The 25,028-nt window shown below is 68.3% G+C and carries 22 protein-coding genes and 3 pseudogenes; 9 read left to right on the forward strand and 16 right to left on the reverse strand.

The genetic code is table 11. The annotated features are described in order from the left end of the window. Positions 1-111 precede the first annotated feature (111 nt). Positions 112-645 (forward strand): YbhB/YbcL family Raf kinase inhibitor-like protein, encoded by a 534-nt coding sequence (locus OHT01_RS01125; protein WP_328557989.1) that lies wholly within the window; start codon positions 112-114, stop codon positions 643-645. Between the two features lie 8 nt (positions 646-653). Further along, a pseudogene (locus OHT01_RS01130) lies at positions 654-1,345 on the forward strand (metal-dependent transcriptional regulator). 91 nt (positions 1,346-1,436) lie between these two features. Here OHT01_RS01130 and OHT01_RS01135 read toward each other — a convergent pair. Continuing rightward, positions 1,437-1,571, reverse strand: coding sequence for a hypothetical protein (locus tag OHT01_RS01135; RefSeq protein WP_328551189.1), 135 nt, complete (start codon positions 1,569-1,571; stop codon positions 1,437-1,439). Positions 1,572-1,925: 354 nt separating this feature from the next. Between OHT01_RS01135 and OHT01_RS01140 the strand changes: the two genes are divergently transcribed. After that, positions 1,926-2,138 (forward strand): hypothetical protein, encoded by a 213-nt coding sequence (locus OHT01_RS01140; protein WP_328551190.1) that lies wholly within the window; start codon positions 1,926-1,928, stop codon positions 2,136-2,138. 9 nt (positions 2,139-2,147) lie between these two features. Here OHT01_RS01140 and OHT01_RS01145 read toward each other — a convergent pair whose 3' ends face one another. The 11 genes and pseudogenes from OHT01_RS01145 to OHT01_RS01200 form a co-directional block, all read right to left on the reverse strand. After that, a complete protein-coding gene (locus tag OHT01_RS01145; RefSeq protein WP_328551191.1) occupies positions 2,148-2,687 on the reverse strand; it encodes a hypothetical protein in 540 nt (179 codons plus the stop codon). A 10-nt stretch (positions 2,688-2,697) separates the two neighbouring features. Then, positions 2,698-3,519: pseudogene (locus OHT01_RS01150) on the reverse strand (IS5 family transposase). 253 nt (positions 3,520-3,772) lie between these two features. Further along, on the reverse strand, positions 3,773-5,119 hold the full coding sequence (locus tag OHT01_RS01155) for a tetratricopeptide repeat protein (RefSeq protein ID WP_328551192.1): 1,347 nt from the start codon (positions 5,117-5,119) through the stop codon (positions 3,773-3,775). 848 nt (positions 5,120-5,967) lie between these two features. Next, positions 5,968-6,987 carry an NADPH:quinone reductase gene (locus OHT01_RS01165; protein WP_328551193.1) on the reverse strand — a complete coding sequence of 340 codons (1,020 nt, stop codon included), beginning with the start codon at positions 6,985-6,987 and terminating at the stop codon, positions 5,968-5,970. Between the two features lie 91 nt (positions 6,988-7,078). Further along, a complete protein-coding gene (locus tag OHT01_RS01170) occupies positions 7,079-7,972 on the reverse strand; it encodes an aldo/keto reductase (protein ID WP_328551194.1) in 894 nt (297 codons plus the stop codon). Beyond that, entirely contained in the window at positions 7,969-8,526 is a 558-nt protein-coding gene (locus OHT01_RS01175) for a TetR/AcrR family transcriptional regulator (RefSeq protein WP_328551195.1), read from the reverse strand. The genes OHT01_RS01170 and OHT01_RS01175 overlap by 4 nt, the downstream gene beginning before the upstream one ends. A 380-nt stretch (positions 8,527-8,906) precedes the next feature. Next, positions 8,907-9,431, reverse strand: coding sequence for a hypothetical protein (locus OHT01_RS01180; RefSeq protein ID WP_328551196.1), 525 nt, complete (start codon positions 9,429-9,431; stop codon positions 8,907-8,909). A gap of 66 nt (positions 9,432-9,497) precedes the next feature. Further along, positions 9,498-10,157 carry a hypothetical protein gene (locus OHT01_RS01185; RefSeq protein WP_328551197.1) on the reverse strand — a complete coding sequence of 220 codons (660 nt, stop codon included), beginning with the start codon at positions 10,155-10,157 and terminating at the stop codon, positions 9,498-9,500. Positions 10,158-11,540: 1,383 nt separating this feature from the next. Further along, on the reverse strand, positions 11,541-12,443 hold the full coding sequence (locus OHT01_RS01190) for an SMI1/KNR4 family protein (RefSeq protein ID WP_328551198.1): 903 nt from the start codon (positions 12,441-12,443) through the stop codon (positions 11,541-11,543). Between the two features lie 139 nt (positions 12,444-12,582). Continuing rightward, a complete protein-coding gene (locus OHT01_RS01195; RefSeq protein ID WP_328551199.1) occupies positions 12,583-13,008 on the reverse strand; it encodes a hypothetical protein in 426 nt (141 codons plus the stop codon). 437 nt (positions 13,009-13,445) lie between these two features. Further along, the gene (locus tag OHT01_RS01200; protein WP_328551200.1) at positions 13,446-13,703 is read right to left on the reverse strand and encodes a hypothetical protein; all 258 of its coding nucleotides are present in this window, start codon (positions 13,701-13,703) and stop codon (positions 13,446-13,448) included. A gap of 559 nt (positions 13,704-14,262) precedes the next feature. Here OHT01_RS01200 and OHT01_RS01205 point away from each other — a divergent pair. Further along, positions 14,263-14,904: a uridine kinase family protein gene (locus OHT01_RS01205; RefSeq protein WP_328551201.1), complete on the forward strand. Its 642-nt coding sequence runs from the start codon at positions 14,263-14,265 to the stop codon at positions 14,902-14,904. A gap of 359 nt (positions 14,905-15,263) precedes the next feature. Here the strand turns inward: OHT01_RS01205 and OHT01_RS01210 are convergent, their stop codons facing one another. Beyond that, the gene (locus OHT01_RS01210; protein ID WP_328551202.1) at positions 15,264-16,403 is read right to left on the reverse strand and encodes a PucR family transcriptional regulator; all 1,140 of its coding nucleotides are present in this window, start codon (positions 16,401-16,403) and stop codon (positions 15,264-15,266) included. Positions 16,404-16,490: 87 nt separating this feature from the next. On the opposite strand from OHT01_RS01210, the gene OHT01_RS01215 reads away from it, so the two are divergent. Beyond that, the gene (locus tag OHT01_RS01215) at positions 16,491-17,546 is read left to right on the forward strand and encodes a ferredoxin reductase (protein WP_328551203.1); all 1,056 of its coding nucleotides are present in this window, start codon (positions 16,491-16,493) and stop codon (positions 17,544-17,546) included. A 7-nt stretch (positions 17,547-17,553) separates the two neighbouring features. Continuing rightward, positions 17,554-18,672: a fatty acid desaturase family protein gene (locus OHT01_RS01220; protein WP_328551204.1), complete on the forward strand. Its 1,119-nt coding sequence runs from the start codon at positions 17,554-17,556 to the stop codon at positions 18,670-18,672. Positions 18,673-18,820: 148 nt separating this feature from the next. Here the strand turns inward: OHT01_RS01220 and OHT01_RS01225 are convergent, their stop codons facing one another. Continuing rightward, a complete protein-coding gene (locus OHT01_RS01225) occupies positions 18,821-19,825 on the reverse strand; it encodes a hypothetical protein (protein ID WP_328551205.1) in 1,005 nt (334 codons plus the stop codon). A gap of 361 nt (positions 19,826-20,186) precedes the next feature. Here OHT01_RS01225 and OHT01_RS01230 point away from each other — a divergent pair, with 361 nt between their 5' ends. The 3 genes from OHT01_RS01230 to OHT01_RS01240 all read left to right on the forward strand — a co-directional run bounded on the left by OHT01_RS01230 (position 20,187) and on the right by OHT01_RS01240 (position 23,470). Further along, a complete protein-coding gene (locus tag OHT01_RS01230; protein WP_328551206.1) occupies positions 20,187-21,521 on the forward strand; it encodes an MFS transporter in 1,335 nt (444 codons plus the stop codon). Between the two features lie 547 nt (positions 21,522-22,068). Continuing rightward, a complete protein-coding gene (locus OHT01_RS01235) occupies positions 22,069-22,404 on the forward strand; it encodes a transposase (RefSeq protein ID WP_328551207.1) in 336 nt (111 codons plus the stop codon). A gap of 187 nt (positions 22,405-22,591) precedes the next feature. Then, positions 22,592-23,470: a GNAT family N-acetyltransferase gene (locus OHT01_RS01240; RefSeq protein ID WP_328551208.1), complete on the forward strand. Its 879-nt coding sequence runs from the start codon at positions 22,592-22,594 to the stop codon at positions 23,468-23,470. Positions 23,471-23,916: 446 nt separating this feature from the next. Here OHT01_RS01240 and OHT01_RS01245 read toward each other — a convergent pair. Further along, a pseudogene (locus tag OHT01_RS01245) lies at positions 23,917-24,227 on the reverse strand (NF041680 family putative transposase); the annotation flags it as partial. 45 nt (positions 24,228-24,272) lie between these two features. Continuing rightward, on the reverse strand, positions 24,273-24,911 hold the full coding sequence (locus tag OHT01_RS01250; protein WP_328551209.1) for a hypothetical protein: 639 nt from the start codon (positions 24,909-24,911) through the stop codon (positions 24,273-24,275). Between the last annotated feature and the right edge of the window lie 117 nt (positions 24,912-25,028).

Below are 25,028 nucleotides of genomic sequence, written 5' to 3' on the forward strand. Positions count from 1 at the left end.
CAGCGGCCGATGACCGGCGGTGGCGGTGCCTCTACACGACGCTGTGGGCACCGACGGCCGCATCACCGCCACCCCACGGCACAGCCTGAAAGGAACGACGCGATGAGCGCGATGACCGTCAACGACCCCTTCGCCCGCCTCCCCGACGTAGCCTCCTTCACCGTTACCAGCACCACCGTCACCGACGGAGCCGCCTGGTCGCCCGAGCAGTACTCCTCCGGCGTCCCCGGCGGGAAGGACCTCTCCCCGCAGCTGTCCTGGAGCGGCGCCCCGGAAGGCACCAAGAGCTACGCCGTCACCGTCTACGACCCCGACGCCCCCACCGGGTCCGGGTTCTGGCACTGGGCAGTCGCCGACATCCCCGCCACCCTCACGGAGCTGCCCGAGGGCGCCGGCGACGACACCGGCTCGGGCCTGCCCGAGGGCGCCTACCAGCTACCCAACGACGCTCGTGCGGCCCGCTTCATCGGTGCCGCGCCGCCCGCCGGGCACGGCCCACACCGCTACTTCGTCGTGGTGCACGCCCTCGACGTCGTCTCCATCGGCGTCCCGGCCGACGCCACCCCTGCCGTCCTCGGCTTCACCATGACCGGCCACATCCTCGGCCGCGCGGTACTGACGGCCACCGCCGAAACCCCCGCCTGACGAACCGCATGTCCCCACTCATCGACACCACTCAGATGTATCTCCGCACGATCCTGGAGCTCGAGGAAGACGGCGTGCTCCCCCTGCGCGCCCGCATCGCCGAGCGCCTGGACCAGAGCGGCCCCACCGTCAGCCAGACCGTCGCCCGCATGGAACGCAACGGTCTGCTGCACGTCGCCGGCGACCGGCACCTGGAGCTGACCGGGCAGGGCCGGCGGATCGCCACGCGCGTGATGCGCAAGCACAGGCTCGCGGAGTGCCTGCTCGTCGACGTGATCGGGCTGGAGTGGGAACGGGCCCACACCGAAGCCTGTCGCTGGGAGCACGTGATGAGCGAAGCCGTCGAAAGCCGCATCCTTGAGCTGCTGGGGCACCCGACCAAGTCGCCCTACGGCAACCCGATCCCGGGCCCGGAGGAACTCGGCGGGAAGAGCACCGTGGATCCGTTCCCCGGCGAGGACATGGTCAGCCTCAGTGACGTCGAGCCCGGGCCGAACGGCGCGAGCGCGGTCGTACGATGCATCAGGGACTGATCCAGACCAACCCTCAACTGATGTACACCCTGCGGCACACCGGGGTGCGGCCCGGCGCGGTCGTGACCGTGACGTCCTCGCCCGGCGGAGTGATCGTCAGCAGCGACGGGCAGGCCGCAAAACTTCCCACGGAGGCCGCCGCGCATGTCCTCGTAGCCAAGCACTGAGCCCAGCCGGGCGCCGCCCCAAGCCGTAAGACCCTTGCGGGGAGGCGGACGGTCCTCGACCACGATGGTGGTCGAGGACCGTCCGCCTGAATCAGCGGAACGCGTAGTACACGACTCCGGTGCCCGGCTCGACGCCCCACGACCAGGTCAGGGCGCTCTGGGCCGGCCTCTGAAAAATTCTCTCCGCCAGCAGATAGAGCAAGCGTCCGTCAGCGGTCGGCAGCACGGGCTCCGCTTCAGTCTGGAAACACACCCGTGTGATGGGGACGTCGCCACCGATGGGGATACCGATGTCGATGAGGGCGGCCTTGTCCGGATCAGGGATACGTCAGGCAGCCAATGCTGGGCGATGAGCCCGCGTAACGCGTTCCGTACCCGCCCAGTCGACAAGATCGTCATACGCGAGGTTCTCGTAGAACAGCACAGTCCTCCCTCTCCGGAAGGGCACGCTATCGTCGGCGAAAGGCCGAGGAGCACGTCGGGGCGCAGGAACATCGCTGGGTTCAGACGACGCTCCCCGCCGGTTGGTGCAGCACTCTGGACAGCAGCGCGCCGTGAGGCGTACGCCAACGACCAAGGCGTGCCGAACACCCTTATCACGGTCTCGGGCAGTTCCAACCGTTCGAAGGCGGACAAGGACCCTGCGGCCCTGCTATCGATGCCGGCCGACCAGTGCACGTACACGACGAACTCAGTGGCGGACAAGCTGCGCTGGCAGCTGACCCAAGACACGGCTGAGCCGGATGCGCTGGACCGCCTCGCCAAGTCCTGCCCGACGTTTTCCGTCACTTAGCGTTGCTTCTTATGGCGAGTCGGAACACGCACGCTGGAGGGCAGCGAAGGCTACGCCGACGGAGTCCGCAGGGAATAGCCGCAGGACGGTGGCTCGGTTCGGCGTCGTGATGATGTAGTGCCGCGACAGGTAGGAAAGATCTCCCCGGCTTTCTCGGGCATGGGCGCGCATCAGGACCTGGCCGCATCTTGTGCAGGCGATCCAGGGGACGAGGACGAGACCGGCCAGGTCCTGTTCAGCCCCACCTATTGCCTCGGGGATGGTGCTTGCGTCGCCTTCGATTAGCTTCAGGTGGCCCAATGTGCCGTCATCACGGCACTGAAGGATCCGTGGTGTGAGCGTGTCCCGCTCACCCCAGGTCTCCGCGAGCACGGAGATCTGGGCCCTGACCGCATCGCTGATCGACACCTGGTGGCCGAGGATGCCGGAGACGATCAGGCCAAGTCCCGCCTCCTGCTCTCCGATGTCCCAACAGCCTTTGACTTCCTGGGCTTCGGCCTCCGGCAGCAAGGCGGCGAGCCGGTTCCAGATGGCGGCGTCGTCGGTCACCTGGCCGACGCTACCGGCTGGCGCTGACACCCAGACGCCGCAGGCAGATGAGCATGACCGCGATGGCAGTGAAGCCAATGAAGTGTTCGGGCTTGCGCTCGTGGCGCCGGTGCAGCCAACGGCACCCGGACAGCCACGACATGGTCCGCTCGACCACCCAGCGATGACGGCCGAGGCGGGCTGAGCTCTCGACCCCGCGGAGCGCGATTCGCGGGACGACGCCGCGTTCCCGCAGCCATTTCCGCAGGTGGTCGTAGTCATAGCCCTTGTCGCCGTGCAGCTCGGCAGGCCGCCGACGGCGCGGTCCCCGGTGGGACCTAATGGGCGGGATGGCCATCACCAAGGGCTCCAGGGCCTGACTGTCGTGCAGGTTGGCGCCCGAGACGGCGACGGGATCGGCAGGCCGTTGCGGTCGCAGATCGGATGAATCTTCGATCCGTTCTTACCCTTGTCGGTCGGATTCGGTCCCGTCAGTGGCCCCCCTTTGACGGCACGGATGCTTACCGAGTTGATGGCGCACCGGGACCAGTCCGGCTCGCCCTGGGCGCCAAGTTCGTCAAGGATGACTCGGTGCAACCGGGCCCACACCCGGTCCTGGCTCCACTGGGCAAACCGGCGGTACACCGTCTGCCATCGGGCTCCGAAGACTGGGGGGGAGCTGGCGCCAGGTACAGCCGGACGTGGCGACGAACACGATCGCCGCCAGCACCTCCCGGTCGCCAACACGCCGACGGCCACCCCCCTGTGGCCGCTGCACGACCGTCGGCGGCACACCCCGTCGGAACAACTCCCATAAACCGTCCGGAACCAGGTGCTCTACAAGTCCCTCCATGCCGGCTCAACGCCACACGCCGCCAAAGGAAACGGTGTCCTACGAGCAGGTTCCGTAGCCGGGCCGGCATGGTGGCTGCAGGGGCTGCAGCGACGGGACTGCACCGAGCCAGGACTCAGGCCAGTTGGACGTGCGGCTGCTCGGCGGGAGTGCCGACTGGTGGACGACAGTGCAGGTCAGCCTCTGGGCAGCTAGCACGCTCCTCTCGGGGTGAGGGGGCCTTCACTCAGCGGGTCCTTGAACCGGGCAGATCTCAGAACGGGGGATCGTCGTGACAGGGGCTGTTCGACAGCTCGGGCGTCTGGGGGATGCGCGGTTGGAGGATGGCCAGGGCGTCCTGGACGCGGCCGAGGTCAATGAGGTAGCCGGCCAGGTCATGGCTGTTCTGGGAGGCGTGCTGTTCGAGAACGGCGACAGCATCCTCGATGCGTCCGGCGTCGGCGAGCAGCTCGGCTATGTGTGACGCCGCGTACCAGGTGCTGCCCTCGGGATGGGCGCGGGCCTGTGCGATCGCGTCGTCGACTCCGTGGTGGGCGGCGAGCAGAGGAAGCCGTATCCAGTACAGGTCCCAGTCCTCCTCGTCTGCGCGGGCGGCGGCGAGGGCGTCGAGGTACGCCAGGCCGTCCTCGGGGCGGCCCTGGTCAAGGCACAGCTCGGACAGGGTGTGGAGGATCCAGTCATCCCCGTTGCGGGCGTCGGCGAGGGCCCACATGACATCGATCGCCTCATTCCCCCGACCGTGCCGGGCCAGAAGCTGCGCCAGCTGGACAGCCGAGTTGGGGTCGTGGGCCATGGGGCGGCAGGCAGGCCGGCCTGCCGCGACCGCCCCCTCGATGTCGCCGCGTTCCTCCAGTAGTTCCACGAGACGCCACGCGGCATGTTCCTCGGCTGCCGCGTAGGCGCGCAGCTCTCCGGTGCGGTGATGCCGGGCCAGCAGATCGGCCAGCTGGTCCCGGCCGTTGACCGAGGTGATGTTCCGGGTGCGGAGCAGGGCGATGGCCTCGTCGATGCGGCCCTGGCGTTCGCGGATCGTGGCGAGCAGTCCGATCACCGTGTCGGGAGCGAGACCTCGGCAGCACCAGGGAGAGTCGCAACGGTGCTCGTCCGGGATCCGGGTGGTTAGCAGTGCCGCGATCTCCTCGTCCCTGCCGGCTCTTTCCGCGACGTCGACCAGTGTTACAGCGAGGGAGGGCTCGTCGATGTGCGGGCGCAGGAGACTGAACGCCTCCGCGGCGCGGTCATGCCGGGCGAGCAGGCGCGCGTAGGACTCCAGCGCCATTGGATGTCCGGCCTCCATACGGGTCCGGGTGATCTCGATCGCCTCGCCAACGCGGCCCCAGCCCTCCAGCAACTCGGCTGCGGCAACGACAGCCGACCACCATCCGGTTGCCAGATACGGGGCCAGCACCTCCAACGCGTCAGCCTGGCGGCCCTGCTCACCCAGCAACCGTGCCCACTCCAGCGCGCAGAACCACTCACCGCATCCGGCCTGCAGCTCCACCACGTTGACATAGCCGCGTTCGAGCAGTCGCGAGACCAGCTCAGGCGGGATGCAGCCAGACCGCGTCCGGGCTCGGTAGTCAAGATCAGAAGCCTCCACAGCCACGCACCCTAGCCCTCGCTCCTGACATCGCTGGGGACTTCGAATACGGCACAGTCGGAATGACGCTCCCCGCCGGTCGGGGCGGCCGCCTGGAGTGCCGCACGGCGTGAGGCGTACGCCAACGACCAGGGAGCGCCGAACAGTCTGATCGCGGTGTCCGGCAGCTCCAACCGGTCCAAGGCGGACAAGGATCCGGCGCCGACGGACCGGTGCGAATAGCGGCGGACTGGGTGGCGGACAAACTCCGCCTGACCGCCGACCCAACCGAACGCGACGCCTTCACCCGCCTCGCTGAAGCCTGCCCGACCACCACCGTCACCTGCGAACAGGCCCCGTAGAACAGGACGGTCCTCCTGGAGAGTCTCCCCCAGCGCCAGGGCTCCTGTCGGGGCTGGCTGCTGTACTCAGTAGCTGCGCTGCCGACGGCACCATACGGACAGCCGGGAACAGCACACCCGGCTTGTCCGCCATGGCGTGAAGGAAAGGCCGCAGCCGACACGAGTGCGGCATCACTGGCTCTGTTCACCACGGCCCGTTCTGGCGGACAGAACAACAGCCAGCGGTCAGCAATCAGCAATGACGGAATTCCACGGACCACTTCCGGTGGCCAATCTGATGGTCGCCCAGGCGAACCGTGGCCGAAGAACACCACTGGCGGGCCCAGAAGGCCGGCCGGACCGGGGCGTGAGTCAGGCAGGCTGTCTGGCAGGCGATGGCGGGGGTTGGGTCGGAACCTGCCAGCGTCGGTCCGGGTCGGATCTTCGCGGCGTGCCTGCGACTGGCGGGTGCTGCGGCGTGCCGATTGCGGCCACGCGCAGATGTTGGCATCGGCGTCTGGCTATGGGTCAGGACGTGATGTCCACCAGGACTTTGCCGACCGCGCCGCTTTCCACTGCCCGGTGTGCCTCGGCGGTGCGGTGGAGCGGGAGGCGGAGCAGGGGCAGGCCGTGTTCTTCGCCGACCGGCAGGGCGCCGTCGCGGACCGCGGTGGCGACGTCCTCGACGGCCGCGGCGCGTGCCTCCGGGCCGGCGGTGTAGAGCACCAGGAACTGAAGGCGTGCGTTGAGCACCATGTTCTGCAGTACGTTCAGTTCGACCGGCTTGCCGCCGTCGTTGGCGTAGGTCGCGATCGTGCCGCGCGTCCGCAGCACGGCCAGGTCCAGTGCGAGGTTCGCGCCGAGCGCCACCTCGGCGATGATGTCGACGCCGTCCGGGGCGATCTTGCGGATCTCGGTGGCCGGGTCACCATCACGGTAGTTGATCACGTGGTGGGCGCCCGCGGCGGTGGCCAGCCTGGCCTTCTCCGGGCCGCTGACCGTGCTGATCACGGTGGCGCCGGCCCAGCGGGCGAGCTGGATCACGGAGTGCCCGACCGCCCCGGCCCCGCCCGCGGCCAGCACGACCTGGCCGTCGAGCGCCCCGGGATGAAGACGGCCAGGCCCGTTCTCGGCGACGGTGAGCGTGCGGTGAGCGGTCAGTGCGGGGACGCCGAGTGAGGCACCGAGGTCGAAGCCGGCATCGTCGGGCAGCGGCACGGCTCGCTCGGCGGGTACGACGGTGTACTCGGCGGCGGTGCCGGTGGGCCGCCCGGCGGCGGCCATGTACAGCCAGACCCGCTGGCCGACCCGGTTCTGCTCGACCCCCTCGCCCACGGCGTCGATCACGCCGGCACCGTCCAGGTGCGGGGTGACCTCGGCGAACAGCTTGGCATGGGCGACGCCCGAGCGGGCTTGCCAGTCGGTCGGGTTGACTCCGGACACGGCGACCCGGACACGGACCTCGCCGGGGCCAGGCAGGGGCAGGTCGCGGTCGACCAGCTGAAGAACCTCGGGGCCGCCGTTGTCGCGGTAGATGATGGCTTTCATGATCTGTCCTTGGATCCTTGGCGGATATGGGCTGTGCGCCGTGGCCGGGCGCCCGGGCTGTGGCCGCGAGCCAGACCCGGTTGGTTCCGGGTCAGCCGATGGGGACTTCGCTGGAACGAGACTCGATGGCACCGAGGGCAGCGAGGGTCACGGCGTCGAGGGTGATCTCGCCGGCTGCGATGTTGGCCTCCAAGTGGGCGGCGTTGGCGGTACCGGGGATGAGCAGCACGTTCGGGGCGTGGTGCAGCAGCCAGGCGAGGCCGACCTGGGAGGGTGTGACGCCGAGGGCTTCGGCCACGGCGTGCACCGCCGGCTCGTCGGTTACTTTGGGCAGGCTCGGGAAGGCCCCGCCGAGCGGGAAGAACGGCACCCAGGCGATGCCCTCGGCCGCGCACAGCCGCAGCATGTCCTCGTCGACGCGGGAGACGAGGCTGTACGCGTTCTGCACGCAGGCGATGCCCGCCGGCAGGGCGCGGCGCAGGCTGTCGAGGGTGACGCTGCTCAGGCCGATCGCGCCGATCTTCCCCTCGTCGCGCAGGGCGGTCATCACCGCGAGCTGATCGTCGAGGTCGACGACTTGATCGCCGTCGGGGCGCAGGCCGGGGCCGGAGTCGAGGCGGCGCAGGTTGACCACCGGGAGCTGGTCGGTGCCGAGGCTTCGCAGGTTGTCCTCGACGCTGGCGCGCAGTTGTTCGGGCCGCTGCGCCAGACGCAGCGGCAGCGGCCCGCCCGGGTCGGGATCGGCACCGACTTTCGTGACGACCAGGACGTCGTCCTCGGGGCGCAGCGCCTCGCGGATCACGTCGTTGGCGAAACCGAAGCCGTAGAACTCGGCGGTGTCCACGTGGTCGACGCCCCGTTCGACCGCGCCGCGCAGCAGCGCGACGGCGTCGCTGCGGCGATGGTGCAGGCGCTCGAGCTGCAGGGCGCCGTAGCCGATCCGGAAAACGGTGCGGTCGGCTAACGAAGCGGTCGCGGTGGTCATGACACTGTCTCCTCGGTCGGTGATCGCAAGGCGGTGCGCAGCAGTTCGGCCAGGTAGAGCGCCATCACCCGGTCGGTTGTCGGGATGACCTGCTCCTGGGCCTCGGCCGCGTCGAGGTGCTCGACCTTGACCAGGTGGGCCATGACGCAGTCGTGCACCATGGCGCGCATTCGGTCGATCGTGTCGACGACGATGCCGTGGATGACCGGGTTGGTGGTCGCCTCGCCCCAGGTCTGCACGCCGACGCGGGCTTCGGCGGGGTCGATGGCGGCGATCAGGCGGGCGAGCAGTTCGTCGGGGTCGGGCGGGATGTCGCTTGCGGCGTAGTCGCCGAGGGCTTCGGCGCGCTTGGTGAGCACCTCGTGGGCGGAGGCCTGGACCAGGTCCGCCTTGCTGCGGTAGTGGGCGTAGATAGAGCCGTTCGAGAGGCCGGACTCGGCCGTGATGTCGGCGATCGAGGTCCGCTCCAGGCCGTCGCGGCTGAAGCAGCGGACGGCGGCTTCGGTGATCTGGGCGCGCCGAAGTTCCTTGCGTTCGTCGGTAAGCCGCGGCACTGCACCCTCCAGCAAAAGGAATCACTGCTCTGCTTGTGGCTTCCACCATACAGAGTCGTCGCTCTGTTTAGCTTGGGGTGGGGCACGGGTGGACAAGCCCGGCCGTGGACGATGAAGCGGAGGGCGAGGCCGCTGCCAGGAGTCTCAGCCGCGGCGGAAGCGACTCCATATGACAGATGGCAGAGCCGACTAGCGTGATGCGCCAGGAGTTGATCGTCGGAAGTTGCGTGACTTGTGCTGATGGTGTGTCAGTTCCTCGTCGGGGCTGCCCGAAACTGGACCCGTTACCGCCGTCTGATGACGAGCGGGCGGGCGGTGTTGGAGCGGTGGATGCGTCGGGCGGTCGCTGACGGCTGGTCCTACTCGAGCGATGTCGGCGTCTAGGGAGCGACCGGGTCACCGTGTCCCAGTTGCAGCCACCAGACGTCGTTGTCGCGGGTGAGGTACAGCACCTGCCGCTGCCCGTTGCCGAAACGCAGCTCGACGGCGGCGAGGTAGGGCACGACGGGATCCTGCACGAGAGCTTCGACCGGCTCGCCGGCGTGGGCCCCGTACCGGTTGATGAGCTGCTGTGCCGCCCGTTCCCGGCCGGTGTACCAGGGGGCGCCGATGCCTGCCAGTTCGGTGGAGTCCCCGGCTTCAAGCCGCTGGACATACACCTTGACCAGCAGATCGACGTCGCCGACGAGCTCCTTGGCCTCGGGGTACTCCGACTTCACGGCGTGGACGCTGACCTTGACCGCAGGCGTCTTCCACAGGGTGTAGGGAGCGGGGTTCCGCAGCAGCCACCAGGTGGTGGCGGCACCTGCCAGGAGGGCCAGCGCGGCAGTCACCGCCCACACACGGTTCTTGAGTGACTGCGCCACCAGTCCCACCCCGGTATGACGCGAAAGGTGTACGCCCATGTGCCCTTCTTGCTGTTGATGAGCGGCGCGAGGACCCGCGGGAGGCGCTCCCGGCCCTCCTCGTGATCAGGCGCTCCGAGCCGCCCGGGAACCGGCGGGGCAGAGCTTGCGAGCGGCTGTACGCGCGGCACCGTCCGTCTTTCTGAAGGGGTCCTCGGGCACGTGGTCACCGCAGGGCAGGAAACCGCCTCCGACCGTCTCCCACGTCACTACATGGCCGCGGACCGGCTTGGCGGCGCCGCCGCGGCAGGTGTACGCGAAGTCGGCCTCGACGAGACCGACGGAGTTCCACGCGTAGTAGGACCCCGCGAGGTCCCCGACCTCGTGGTCGAAGTGGGTGGGGGTCTTCTCCGGCTCGGCCGACTCCGAGGGATCCCCGAGGCGTTCCGCCGTCCCGAGATGCCTGCCGAGCGCCTTGATGGCGTCCTCCGCGCGGACCCCGGGGGCCGTGGACGTCACGTGTGGCTTGTAGGTGACGCCCTTCAAAGGCCTGATCACACCCGAGACGGAGTCCGTCCCCTTCTCCAGCGTGATCGGGTCGGCGAGCCCGGTCAGCCTCTGCTCCCGCGCGACGCCGGTCCAGGCGTACGTGCCCTGTACGCACGCGGCTGACTTGCGGCTCTTCTCGTCCCGGCCACCGGTGCCGCCGGCACAGGCCGCGGCACCCAGGAACAGGGCCGCCGCGGCAAGTCCTGCCGCGGCATTCGTGAGCGTGCGCCCGTGCATGTTGCGTCCTCCTACGCCTGTATCCAGCCATGATCACTGGATACGCGGGACAACGTACTCGCTGGTAGTGCCCGTGTACACGGGGAGTCTGGGGTTGCTGTAGCCGCGGGGGTCGGCCAGCGAGCACCACCGCGCGGGACGAGCCGGCCGATCAAGCTCCAACACGACGGCGATTCCCGCAGATTGATCACCCCTCGGTACACAGCCTGCAAAGCAAGCTCATCGCCCTCCCCGGCCAGGGCATGTACCCAACGAGCGTGACCAGCCTCGATTTCATCGCCGAGGCGCAGGAGACACTTGAGGACCAGCCAGGGACGAGCCAGGGACGGAGAGAAGCTTGCGGGCGTAGGCGCGGACGGCTACCGGGTCGCAGCACCTCTCGTCGTCGAGGTCCATCACTGTGGGGTCGCGGGCAAGCGGCGGGTGATGTGCGGTCTCGCGCCCATCAACAGGCGCAGCGGCAGGTGACGTTCGGGGTCGGTGAGTGGGGTGATCAGTTCGCCAAACGGCCCCCTGCGAGGCGAGCGCCTCATCGAGGCCGTCGACAAGGACGGCGAGGGGCGCGGCGCGGGTCTGGATGTGAGCGGTTGAGCGCGCCGAGCGACTCGGCGGCGCTGCCCGCGGCGGCGGCCAGCGGGTCGAGGAGCTGCCGGGCGGACTTGTGGCCTGCGTTGAATGGCTGGGCACGTACTGCCCGGCCAGCGCATCAGCACACCGGTCGGGGCACGCAATACAGGACGGCACGATGCGGGACGCCACCACGCAGTCCAACGCCTGCGTAGCTCCCGGCTTCTGGGTGAGCGAGGTCGCCAGGCCGTTGATCGGCTCGGTCGCCAAACGTGAACTCCAACCTGAACGGACAGTCCCGGGACGGTCAACGACAACCCGTAGGACTGGCTGGTAGATCCCCATGACGCAGGCCAGCAAGGTCAAGGAACTACTCGAGGCCGCCCAGTGCAGGGACTCCATCAGCGAGTAGGCAACCGCCCACGCACACGGCCGGGCCTGCAACTCAGGGCAGTGGGTTGGGTGTCCGCGGCAGGGGCTGGTCCAGGCGTTGCGCTCGGCTGTCCCGAGATGTCGAGGCCCGGCGTCCGGGCGAGCTTGGAGCGGAGGCTGAATGAGGCCATCCCCCGAACCTTCACCGCCTATGCGGTCACGCCTGACCGCTGGCAGTGCATCACGAGCCGAACCGGCGCAGGAATTTGGGCACGCAGAGCTCGTGCGCGACCCGGACTGGCACGGGAGCGAGTTCACCTCATCCGCTATGGGATGCAAAGCCGGTCGGCTCGGCGGCACCGCCCGAACAACCGACCGTCCGCAGGGCCGCCACAACCACGGCCTGCCACATGTTCCGGACTTCTCTGGGCATCGACGGAATCCTCACATTCCGCGGGGCGGTCCATACCGCTTCTCTGGCCGCTCGTCCGGTGTCATGGGCAGGTCCTGGAGGACCACTGGGCCCGGATAGAAGGCGGAACCGCCAGGGCCCGTGGCCTCCTCGCCGGTGAGCCAGAGATAGAGCCACTCCGCGAACGAGAACGAGTACTCGAAGAATTCGCCCTCGCCGTCCTCGATGAAGAAGGATCCCTGCCCCAAAGCGCCCCGAGGCGCGTAGAAGATCTGCTCACCCCGGTCGGTTCCGCAGATCGGAATCAGGCCGTCCGGAGTGCCGAAGAGCAGGTCGGAGGTGCCGAGCGAGACGCGGGGGTCGCCTTCGGGCTCGCCCTCGTCCCACTCGATCTGCGACCAGGAGCGGGACGTCCTGCGAATCTGCTCGGCGAGATTCCAGCGTTCGGTTGCCGGGTGGTCCAGATAGAGATGGCCGTTGAGCTGAACCGGGGCGTAGGCGTCGACGATCTCCTTGAAATCCGCCGGGAGGCTCACACCCAACTCATTCTCCAGCCTGTGCCATGCTTCGGGATCCCGGTATCGCCATGACGGCTCGCCAAGCATCTCCAGCACACGCCCCAGATGGTCGTCCTTCATTCCTGTCACCTCTTCGGGCAGCCGGCGCTGCCACTGGCGGTTCCGCCCGTGGGCGATTGAGTGATCACGCAGTGCTTCATCGTGCTGTCTTCGATGGTTTCTGTAGTTGTACTCGATCTCGGTCGGGATACCGCTGCCGCTGTTGCCTACGTTAGGCAGCAGCACTGACACGCTGTCCCCCGCAGGAAGTACCTGCGGCAGCCGCGAACGCCAGATTCGCCCGGTCGAGGGGCAGCCGGTGCCGGTGTCCATTCCGCTCTCGGCCCGGGCCGCCGCAGTAGGTCTGTAGCTGGGCATGGCGGCCCACCTCGGCCGCGCCACGGCGCTGCAGGAGGCCGTGGATGCGTGCGGGGAGAACACAACGAGGCGGCGGTGCAGGGATGCCAAGGGGCCTGCGGGCGGGGTTCTACGTGCCCGCGGCCATGATCCGGTGATGTCAGAAGTCGGGCTGATCGGCACCGTCGCCGGTGTTGTCGTACGCATTGACGGAGACGAGGCGGACCTTCGGACCGCAGTGGCCGCTGTCGCCGTAGAGCCCCTCATCGCCGAGCAGTTGGTGCGCGGCCACCGAGAAGACGCCTTCCGCTGAGCCGACGACCTTGCCCTTCGTGTCGAGGAACTCGTAGCGGATGTCGTATGCCATCGCGTGCCCGGCGTGGTTACGCAGCCAAAACGTGAGCTGCGGCGAGTCTCCGACCTCGCAGTCGGTCTTCACCCAGTACAGGTCTTTGGTCGGGTGCAAGTAGCTCCTGCTCGGTGACGGGCTGGACGCGGCGGGCTTGCCCTGCGACGAGGTGACGGACGAACAGCCGGCCGCGGCGAAGACGATGGCCACCGCGGCAGCTATGTAGCGGTATCTCACCAGGTCACATTGGCAGAGATCGAGCGACCGCACGGTGGTTTCCGCCTGACGCTCCCCATGTGTACAGGCGAACGCGTGTCCTTGCATGATCACCTAGGCATCGGAGCTGACCAGTTGCACAGGCACCGCACGACCGGAGGCATTCTCCCTGCGGATCGGAGCAGCTGACCGGCCCGGTCCATTGCCGACCAGAAGGAGCCCGGCTCCGCCCGTACGGGCCGCAATGCGGCGGACGCCCTGCGCGGGAGGCTCGGGCAATCGCGCACAACGAACGCTGGCTGAGGCTGATCTGAGCGCCCTTCACCTCGCTTACGTTGCCCTTGCCGCCCCTCCCCTGTGGCGTCCGTCCACAGGTCAGACGGTCTGCTGGTGGAGAGATCCATCGAGCAGGGGGTGGGTCACCCCCGCGCGGCCGACGGTCGTTTCAAGGTGCGCCATCAGGGCAGGGTGCGCAGGAGCCGGCGGAGGGCGCGGCGCACCGGCCAGGCGACGGGTGAGGCCGGGTGCCGTGCAGACGGTGACGACGAGGACGGCCACGGCACGGCGGCGAACGTGGTGCCGAGGCCGATCCAGCAGGACGTCACCAGCACGCTGCCGGTCAGGAGCAGAACGGCTAGTGCGAGTGCGAGGGCCTGGTCGTGGTCGCGGTGCGCCGGGTCTGCTCGTCTGCTCCTGCCCCTGCTCGGCGCAGGCACCCGGGCGGCATCTGGCCTCCGGGTACGACCTGCCACAGGATCCCGCCGCCGCAGTCGTGGTACTGCGACGAGTCCGGTCGAGGGCGACGATGCACGACCGCACCCGCTCGCCCCGGCGCAGGTACCGCACGATCAACGACCGCGTCGTCGCGACCGGTCCCTCGTTCCGCACCGGCCTGCGCACCGACACCTTCTGGACGACCTACCAGGTCGACGTGCACCGGTGTGCAGGCAGCATCAGTCGGCGGAGCGGCGGACAGGGGCCGCGAGGGCGACGCTGACGACGCCTGCCGTGGCGAGCGGGCGTCGGATCAGGTGCATGACCACTCGTTCCCGCACGGTGACGTCACGCCCGCACCCGAGGCCCTCACGCCACGCTGAAGGTCCGCGGCACCGCCGAGACCGGTGCGCAGGTCGACCGAAGGTCGCGGCCCCGGACCTTCGCTGAACCTGCCTCCTTTCCCTGCTTGCCATAGGCGATCACGCAGCCGTACATTCCCTGCACCCGGCTTGTCCGGCCGCTTCGTCTATCCCCTTTGAGCACATGAGGAGCGCCCGTATGACGGGTGTACTGGCGGTCGCAGGCGGCACCGCATCCGGCAAGTCCACCCTTGCCGAAGCCCTGTCGCTGCAGCTTCCCGAGAGCGTGGCGCTGATCCACCTCGACGACTACTACGTGCCCGCGCACGACCCCCTGAGGGGCGTGTGGACGGTCAGCGCCGACGGGCACGCCGTCCTCGACTGGAACCATCCGGAATCGATCGACGAGACAGCGGTGACACACGCCATCGACGCGGCGCTGCTGCGCCCCGGCGTGCTGCTGGTGGTGGTCGAGGGCCTGTTCGCGCTCTCACTGCCGTCCGTGGTCCGGCGGGCGGCATGGCGGGTGTATGTCGACACCCCCGACGACATACGCCTGGCTCGCAAGATCCTCCGGAAGATCGAGGCGCAGCGGCAGGACCCCCGACTGTCCCTGCGCAACTATCTGCAGACCGGCAGGGACCGCCACGCAGCCCACGTCGCGCCCTCCCGGGCAGCGGCCGATCTGGTCGTGGACGGGACCGCGAGCGAGGCGGAGATGCTGGCGGACGTCATGCCACTGATCGGGCCGGCCCTCGCGCCGCCGCCCGCGGCACCCTCGCGGGCACGGGGGGTGCGCGGTACGACCCGTAGCCCCGGAGTCCCGGCGTTCGCGCTGTGACGTGACCCGGGGCGCCCGCCCAGGCGAGAGACGGAAGCGTGATCACGCTTCCGCCAACACAGCCCGCCCCCGGCGGGCTCCCACCTGCAGCAAGGCGAGCTGCAGGGGCGACATATGAATCCCCCCTCTTTCAGGAGGGGGGAGGATGTCAACGCCTCTCAGAGACAGCGCCCCGGACGGACTTCCCGAGGTCTTGTCCGGTCTTCACATCAACCCCGGTCTCAGCCGGCTCAGACCGCTCTCCCCCGGGCCGCACGAGCCAGCTGATGGCACCGAGAACGAGGCACGATTCCTGGACCGTTCGCGGACGCATTCTTGGACGCGTTCGTGGACGCGTTCGTGGACGGTCGAAGTACGCGTCAGCTGACCCGACGACCGACCGCCAGCGTCAGTTCGAGGACCCGGTTTGGCGATGCGAGATCCGGAAACAGCTCCCGCAGCTGCGACATCCGGTACCGGACCGTCTGGGGATGGACGAACAACGCCGCCGCCACCTCGTCCCGCCTGCCCTGGTGCAACAGCCACTCCCGCAACGTCTCCTCCAGCCGCCGAGCGGTCGCGACAGGCAAGGCCCGCAAGGGTGCGAGGGCTCGGGCACGCAGGTCTGCGAACGCGTCCGCGTCGGCGCTCAGCACCAGCTCGGGCAGGTGGTCCTCGGTGTCGCGAATATCGGAGGAGAGGGAGCGCGCGCGTACGGCTCGTGCGTACGAGGCGGACGCGCGCGTCCATGGCCGGGCCGGGCCGACCACGGCGGTGCGGTCGGTCAGTTGCCGCAAGAGACGTGATCGGTCGGCATCGGGGACGAGCAGCACACCGGTGGCGTCCGGCAGATCGTCGAGGACGAGGGTGCTCGGGTCGAGCGCGCGGTAGGCGGGGCGGGCCTGGACGGCGGGCAGCAGGACCGCGGTCAGTGAAACCGGAGGCTGCCACTCGGCCCGTTGGACAGAGGCCAGCAGCACATCCGGGTTCGCGCCGGCGAGCAGGTCGCGGGCCAGGTGTTCCAGGTGGCGTTCCTGGGCCCTGCCCTGGGCGGCCAGCTCGTCGGCGTGGCCCGCGGCGCTCGCGGCGGAGAGCTCATCGATGTAGGCGAACGTCAGCTCGGCGAACTTGGCGACCTCGGCGGCGGGCAGACCCGCGGGTACGGCACCCGCCGCCAGGCATCGCCAGGCCACGCGGGCGCCGACACGGTAGGCGCTGAGCAGGGCGTCCATCGAACGGCCGTCGCGCACCTCGCCGCGGCCCAGCTCGTAGGCCGCGTCACCGGCGTCGACGCCTGTGGCGTTCCCGCTCGCGAGGTCCAGGTAGTGCCCCAAGGCGGTGCGGACGGCCCGGCGGATGGTGCCGCCCATGCTGCCCGAAAGGGCGTTGGCGTAGGAAGGGACCTCGTCGATGATCGCCTGGACGACTTCGTCGGCGGTGGTCTTCAGCGCCGCCCGAAGTACGGTGACCGTCGTCTCGTCCAGGGCCAGTTCGCTGGCCCTCCGGATTGCATGGCTCATGTTTTTGTTCCCTGCGAACAATTCAGTCGACCAGATTTACGTCCTGCGGTCAGGACTTTACGCCTTGAGGCGCAGCAAGCTGGAGCCATGACGAGTGCAGCCCTCCGCAGCAGGGCGTGGAAAGTGCTGGAGATGGTCACGACGCCGCTGCTGCCGTCGGACTACCTCGACCTGGTCAGTCCGCTGCGTGCGGGCGCTGACCTGCGTGGGCGCATCGAGGCCGTGCACCCCGAGACGAGTGACGCCGCGACTGTCGTGATCAGGCCGGGACGGGGCTGGCGCGGCCACACAGCCGGTCAGTACATGCGGATCGGGATCGACGTCGACGGGGTGCGCCTGTGGCGCGCCTACTCCATCACCTCGCCGACAGACCGCCGGGACGGCCGCGTCACGATCACCGTGAAGGCGATCCCGGACGGCAAGGTCAGCAACCACCTGGTCCGCAAGGCGAAACCGGGCACACTGATCCAGCTCGACCAGCCGACCGGTGACTTCGTGCTGCCGCAGGCCAAGCCCGCCAAGGTGCTCTACCTGACGGCCGGCAGCGGCATCACGCCCGTGATGGGCATGCTGCGCGACGTCGAGTTCGACGACGTCGTCATGGTCCACTGCGCGCCGCAACCGCAGGACGTGATCTTCCGCAACGAACTGCACGACCTGGTCGCGGACAAGAAGCTGCGGCTCACCGAGGTGCACACCGACACGGACGGCATTCTCGACATCGCCCGTCTCGACGAACTCGTGCCCGACTGGGCCGAGCGCGAGACCTGGGCCTGCGGGCCCGCGGGCCTGCTCGACGCCGCCGAGGAGCACTGGAGCGAGCACGGCGTCCAAGAGCGCCTGCACACCGAACGCTTCCGCCCCAGCATCGTCGTCGCCGGCGACGGCGGCGAGGTCACGTTCAGCGCCACCGGCAAGACCGTCGATGCGGACGGCGCCACGCCGTTGCTGGACATCGGCGAGGAAGCCGGGGTGCTCATGCCCTCCGGGTGCCGCATGGGCATCTGCTTCGGCTGCGTCACGCCGCTCAAGGCGGGCGCCGTCCGCGACCTGCGCACAGGCGAGATCACCGAGGCCGAGCCGGGCGTCCTCATCCAGACCTGCGTGTCCGCCGCGGCGGGCCCCTGCGACATCGAACGGTAGGAGCACCTTGACCGCCATCGACCCCACCGCCCACCTGAACGCGGAGCAGATCGAGGAGCTCGGCCGCGAGCTGGACGCGATCCGCGACGAGGTGATCGCCGGCCGCGGTGAGAAGGACGCCGCGTACATCCGTAAGGTCATCTCGGCGCAGCGCAAGCTCGAGCTGGTCAGCAGAGGCGTGCTGCTGTTCTCGATCTTCCCGCCCGCGTGGCTGCTCGGCACCGCCGGGCTGTCCGTGGCGAAGATCATGGACAATATGGAGATCGGCCACAACATCCTGCACGGCCAGTGGGACTGGATGCGGGACCCGAAGATCCACTCCACCACCTGGGAGTGGGATCACGTCTCGCCGTCCGAGCAGTGGAAGCACTCGCACAACGAACTGCACCACACGTACACCAACGTGATCGGCAAGGACAACGACCTCGGCTACGGCATCATGCGCGTCGACGAGGACCAGAGGTGGCACCCGTTCCACATCGGCCAGCCGCTGTGGAACTTCATCAACGCCTGCTTCTTCGAGTACGGCATCGCAGCGTACGACCTGGAGCTCGGCAAGAACCTGAACAAGCGCCGCCGCAAGAACCCGGAGTTCCGCGCGCGGGCCAGGGCCGTGGGCCGCAAGATCCGCAAGCAGGTGCTCAAGGACTACGTGATCCACCCGCTGCTGTCGGGCCCGTCGTTCCTCCCCACGCTCGCCGCCACGTTCACCGCGAACCTGGTCCGCAACATCTGGACCCACTCGGTGATCATGTGCGGGCACTTCCCCGAGGGCGTGCAGGTCTTCGAGCGCCGGTCGATCAGGGGCGAGACGCGCGGCCAGTGGTACCTGCGCCAGATGATGGGCTCGGCGAACATCAGCGGCAGCAAGGCCATGCACTTCATGACCGGCAACCTGTCGCACCAGATCGAGCACCACCTGTTCCCGGACCTGCCGAGCAACCGGTACGCCGAGGTCGCGGTGAAGGTGCGCGCACTGTTCGAGAAGTACGAGCTGGAGTACGTCACCGGCCCGTTGCCCAAGCAGGTGTTCTCCGCATGGCACAAGGTCTTCCGGCTCTCGCTGCCGAACAAGAAGCCCAAGGTCAAAGCGCCGGACCGCGAGCAGGAGCTCGTCGCCGCCTGATTCCCGGTATTGGTTCAGATCTTCCGGCGCTACCGGCGGCACCGCCGGGTTCGGTGAGATCCGTTGCGGACGGTGGGCGACCACGACCGTCAGACCGTACGACACGGGATCCGGGGCAGGCCGGGCACTCCACGAAACAGGGTGCGGCTCAGCACACGGCCCCCGGCGAGGTGCTGTAGTGCGCTGACCTGCCGCGGCCGGGCCGGTGGCCGGGGCATACGCGCACTCGGTTTACCGGCGGGCGGGCCGGGTGGAAGGCATGGGCTGTGACCCGGACACTGCCGGAACCGATGCTCGCCACTCCTGTGTCCGACCCTGTGCTGCTGCCGGGTGGGCGGAGGGTGCGGACGAGCTGTGGGCCGGCGGAGGCGGCGCCGTCCGGGACGGTGGGACCATGGACGGCGCGGAGTTCGGCGAAGCGTGCCAGTTCGTACTCATAGAAGCCCACAGCGGCATCGATACGTGCGGCCAGGTCATCGCGCGGCACGGTGCGGTGCAACTGCAGCAGCGGAGGCTCGACGGACTCGGCGATCGCGGCGGCGAGTCGTGCATGACCGTCCAGGATCAGATGACAGTCCAGGCCACTGACCCACCACAACAGAACGGGTGGGAGCGTCCCCTCACGGATCTGCTTGCGGTACGCCTTGACCCGGTTGTCGCCGGGATCGGGCATTGGCCGCAGGGGCAGAACTTCCCAGGATGTGGAGTGGAAATACCAGTCGATGTATCCGTCCGGATGGCCCTCGACGAGCATCGAACCCCAGTACTCGGCATGCGAAGTGGCAGCGTGGCGCCGGCGCTGCAGCGGGCTCTCGCACGAAAGGAGCCATCGGCCCTCGTGCAACGGGCTGCCCGGCGATTCGCTGAGGTATTGCGCGAAGCGGTGTGCCCACCGTTCCGGGCTGCCCGACAGGGCACGCCCCATGTCGGCGCGCAGCGGTGGGACGAAGGAGCGGTATGCGTCGGTACGCCAGAAGTCCACGCCCTGGAGGGGCTCTTCGACAACGGCGAGCAGCACAGGCCGCGTCAGCTGGGAGACCAGCAGCCGCGGCCCAGCGCTGAAGACGCCCAGCTCCGGCTGGTGGCGGTCCTGAACGTCCAAAGCCAGGCCCACCCATGTGCCGTCGTCCCTCCTGACATCGCTGCGCTGCATGTCAAGAGCGTAGACGGCAACTACGCAGCGTCGGCGGTGCCCTTGGTCGGTCGACTCGATCCGCACACTCCACAAGTGGCTGGTCCCCGACCGGAAACACTCGCGATGCTCGTTGACGTTTCCGGCTCACTTGAACGCCGGACCGCGTGAGGCGACAAGCGGCCGCGACCAATGCCACAGATCCCTGGGACGGACATCGGCAATGATTTCGGTAGTTCAGATGAAGGCAGCGTCCGAGCTTCTTGGATACTGGCGCAGAGCACTTGTTCCACGGCTGCCGTTTTCCTGAGCAAGAAGGCCCGTCAGGGACTCTTCCTCTGATCTCAGCCCTGAGGTACGCCTGATGATGGCTTGATCATGGGTGGCGGGTGAACCGAGTGACTACGCTGACCGCTTCCACGCTTCGGAGGATCGGTTGGTACGGCAAAGTACGCTCGGGCAGGACTTCCGGCGGCTGTGGTTCGCCTACGTGGTCAGCGCGGCGGGCAGCGCCGTCGGGATGGGGGCGTTGCCGCTGATTGCCCTCCTGGTGCTGGATTCCTCGGCGTTTCAGGTCTCTGTGCTCGCTGCGTTGTCCGCGGTGGCCAGTGGGGTGATCGCTCTGCCGCTCTGTGTGCGTATCGAGCGCCAGTACAAGCGGCCGGTCATGATCAGCGCCGACCTGGTCCGCTGCGCGGTTCTGGCAAGCATTCCGGTCGCCCTGGCTTTCGACAGGCTGACCTTCACTCAACTGTGTGTGGTCGGCGTTCTCCAGACCGCGGCGTCTGTCGCGTTCGATGCGGCGAGTGGAGCGCATCTGCAGGCACTTGTCCTGTCCGAGCACCGTCTTCGCGCCAACAGCCTGCTCGAGACGACCAGCTGGATCACCGTCAGCGCCGGCCCGCCCGTTGGCGGGCTTCTGATCGGGGTACTGGGCGCGACCGCCACGCTGGTGGTCGACGCACTGTCCTTCCTCGGGTCGGCACTTGGGATCCGTCGCATCCGGGAGCCTGAACCCACACCGCCGAAACGCTCCGCCCCCTCTCACCTGGGCCGTGACACTGCTGCCGGTTGGCAGTACCTCCTGAGCCACCCAGGACTGCGGCCGCTGTTCTTCAACGCCCTTCTTTTTGGCGGATCCATCATGATGACGTCACCGCTGATGGCAGTCTTGATGCTGGATGATCTCGGCCTGGCACCGTGGCAGTACGGACTGGCCTTGGGACTGCCGTGCCTGGGTGGCGTGCTGGGGTCACGCCTGACCCCGCCGCTCACCCGGCGATTCGGACAGCGTCGCGTTCTGCTGCTGTCCGGTGTTGCCCGTACGCTCTGGACGATCCTTCTGCCCATGGCGCCCTCCGGTGCCCTCGGCGTGTTCGTCATCGTAGCCGCCGACTTCGGCCTGCTCTTCTCAGCGGGTGTCTTCGGCCCGTCGTTCACCACGTACCGCATGGCTGCCACCCCGAACGCGTTCATGTCCCGCGTCGGCACCTCCTGGTCCGTCGGCTCCAAGACATGCCAGGCCGTCTTCATGTTCGCCGGCGGCCTGATCGCCGCCGCTGTGGGGGTGCGTGGCGCCCTGCTCATCGCGGGCCTGCTGTGCATGGCGAGCGCGCTGCTCCTGCCCTGGCGAAAGGAACTCATCTCTACCGGGATCGTCCCAGCGCCTACGACGGAAGCGACTCCGTCCCCGACTACGGATAGTTCCTCCGCTTAGCTTCTCGCCGGATGGCAGTGATGCGGGCTCGGCGACGGCCGTCCTTCTCCTCCCCCTGATCAGAGGGAGGTGGACGACTCGTGTCTCCTCCTGAAAAGCCGACTGTGCAGTTCCGCTCGCGTTGCGGGATGCGATGCAGTCGAAGCGGTCTCTCGCTTGGCCTGGGCGGTCCACCGTGTGCGTTGCTGGTCTTTCGCGTCCGCCTGAGCCTGTAGTTCGGTGAAGGCTCGCTTCCACGTGTCGTCGCGCTGACAGCGCCGGAACAGGTCATAGACCCGATCTCACGGCCCGTACCCCTCGGGCACCTCGACAATCTGTCGCGCCCACCAGTACTCCGCCGGAGCGGTCAAGGGGGATCTTCAGAAGGAGCCGCTCGGCGGTGTCGAGGTCGAGCCGGACGACCACGGTTTCGGGCGCTCGCGAGGTGGTCTGATCACCAGGGGCCATCTCGCGGTCGAGCAGGGGCAGAAGCCCATGCCGATTATGGTCACGGCGGGGGCAGCGCGGGGATTCCCCGCAGTTCGAACCGGTCCTGGAGAACATCCGGGTGCCACGGCAGGGTCTGGGGCGTCCACGCAAACGGCCGGACAGAGTGCGCGGCGACAAGGCGTACGGCTCCCGGAAGAACCGTGCCTACCTGCGCCGACGTGGGATCCGGTGCACGATCCCGGAGAAGAAGGACCAGGTCCGCAACCGTAAGAAGCTTGGCTCCCGCGGAGGCCGACGGCCGCGCTTCGACCTGGCCGACTACCGCGAGCGGCACGCAGTCGAATGCGGGATCACTCGCCTCAAGCGCCACCGGACCGTGGCCACGAGATGCGACACACTTGCCGTTCGCTACGAAGCAACCGTGCTGGTCGCCGCCATCCATGAGTGGCCGTGACCCCATGGCCGCACGAGCCTTCGGTTAACCCTTTGCCGAGGAACCGACAGGCCGGCTAAGTTCTCCCAGCCGTCCATGTTGATCCGGACCGGCGCTGTCGACGAGGAGGTGTGGAGCACATGCGCAGGAGTGCCCAGCAGTTGAGCCCGCGTACTGACCTTTGCCACCTCCTCACGACGGAGACACCTTGTCCTTTCGCATCACCCCACTGACCGACCCTGCTCGCGGGGCACACAGCCGACGCCTTGCATGGTTGGCGTCCGACGCCGATTCCATCCCCGTCGGGACGGCCTTTCTTCGCCTGTTCGATGGCGGACAAGCACACCTGGCCGAACTGACCCTCCATGCTCATCCCGTGGAGCGCCGCAAGGGCGTCGGCTCCCGGCTCCTCGACACCGCCGTGGCCGCCGCCCGGGACAACGACCGACGCTGCGTCAGCGCGCAGGCCCAGGCCGGATCGCCCGGCGCCCACTTCCTGCCGGCCCGCGGCTTCCGCAAGGTGCTCACCCTGAGGTTCGCCCGCTTGCCACTGGCCGATGTGGACGCCATCGCCCTCGCCGAGATCATCGAGCGTCCGCATCCCGGCTACCGGCTGACGTCATGGCAGGGAACCGTCCCTGACACCCTCGCCCAGACGTTTGCCGCCTCACGCCGGGCCATGGACGACATGCCCATGGAAGACACCGACTACGGCACCGTGGCCTGGGACGTGGACCAGGTCCGGGCTGCGGCGAAGGCCGTCGAACAGCGCGGTGACCAGTTGCACACTGTCGTCGCCATCGACACCTGCGATGACTCGATCGCCGGGTTCACCGAACTCGTCGTCCCCGGCAATGGCACGGGTGATGGCCAGCACTACGGCACCGGCGTCCTGCCCGAGCACCGCGGACACGGTCTCGGCCGATGGATGAAGGCTGAGTCGATCCGACAAACCCGCGGGCGCTATCCAGACCTCGGCGGCCTCCTGACCGACACTGCCGACAGCAACGCGCACATGAGACACATCAGCGACAGCCTCGGCTACGTGCCCACGCACACGACACTGCAGTATCAGCTCGACCTGTAGAGACGAGCGGACGGGCCGGACCTGGGCATCACCTTGTCCGACCCGTCAGCACTTTCACACCACGCCCTGAGCTTGTCGTTTAACTTCAGGCGCTTGGCGGGGTCGCGGCAACGGTGACCTGAGCTGTCCAGGACCCGGGTTCCCGGGGCGGATCCCAGGTCACATCGACGTCAGCTTGGTGGAAGTCGTGTGCGAGTCCCACCACCATGGCAGCCACGGCGGCCTGTGCCTCGGCTGGGTCGGTGTTGGTCGCCACGTCGGCAAGGCGTCCGCAGAGCATCCCGCCTTCCTCGGTGAGAACACTGTGGCGCCAGCCTTCCGGCGTCGCCAGCAGGACGATGCCTCTCGGCATGCCGAAGGGAGGCCGTCTCTTCGTCGCACGCTCTCGTCGCACCATGGAGCTATCCAACCTCGTGGGCTTCCTGGAGGTTCGCGCGGGCAGAAGTTCAGGCGTCGCGGCGGGGTTTGGTGCCGACCTTGTGGTGGGCTGGCCGGGCGTACGCCTCACCGGTGGCGAGGACCCGCCCGACGTCATGGCGGGGTGCCGATCGCTGGTTCTTCGATCCTGGTGGCCGGCCCGGACCCGGACGGGAAAGTTTCGGTGCACCAGCCGGGGAGCCGGTCTTTGTGCGCATGTTTCTGAACCCTCTACGGACCCGGGCGGGCGTGAGCTTGTTTGGCGGGGTCGGCTTCTCCCAGGGCCGACGAAGGTCGGTGGCCAGGGGCGGGCGAGGCGGAACTGGGCGAAGGCGACGATCTAAAGCGGTGGTCAGCGGCAACTTCTTCGAGGCGGACGGTGCGGCTACTCGAAGGACGGAACAGCTGCGACCAGCAGCCTGCCCGCACGTGTGACGGCTGTGGTGGGGTTGATGCTGCATTCCTCCGCAACCGTCGTGGCCCAGCAATCCCCCCAGGTCGCTGCCCAGTCGGTGGCCAGGTCACTGTTGGGGTCGAGATCCTCGGGTTTGCCCGTGATGCCGTAGGCGTCGAGGAGCCGCCGCTCAACACCGACCGGCTCGCCCAGGGCGAGCTCTGGGTACTCACTGATCCAACGGCGGAGGATCCGTCCCCCTTCGGCGATCAGCCACGCTTCCCCGTCGTTCTGCTCACTGTGGAAGAACAGTTGGGCTTTGCCGAAGCGGGCGCTCAGCTCTCGGCACAAGTCGGTGATGTGCGCAGTCTGCTCTGGATAGGGCAGCCCGAAGTACGGCCCGACGACCAGAGTCCACCCCTGCATGGGTGGAGTAACGACGACGGTGGAGAACGGCTCCTCCTCGTCGTGCGCCACCTCGTCGATAAGTTCCACGCCATCAGCCCAAGTGGTCTCCCGTACATCCGTCAAGCCGAGGACTTCCACCACTTCCGCCTGATCGGCGGACGCAACCGCGAGCCATGAGAGCCAACAAGCGCGTATGAGCGGTGCGGAATCAGTAGTCCCCATGACCTGCATCTTAGAGACGAGTAACAGTCGCGCTCCTGGCCGACAGCGGGCTGGCCACTGCGCGGACGCGCCAGAAGCGTGCCACGTCTCGCGGAGAACCACGGGGAACCACGGGGA

Source organism: Streptomyces sp. NBC_00358, from assembly GCF_036099295.1.
Classification (GTDB): Bacteria; Actinomycetota; Actinomycetes; order Streptomycetales; family Streptomycetaceae; genus Streptomyces.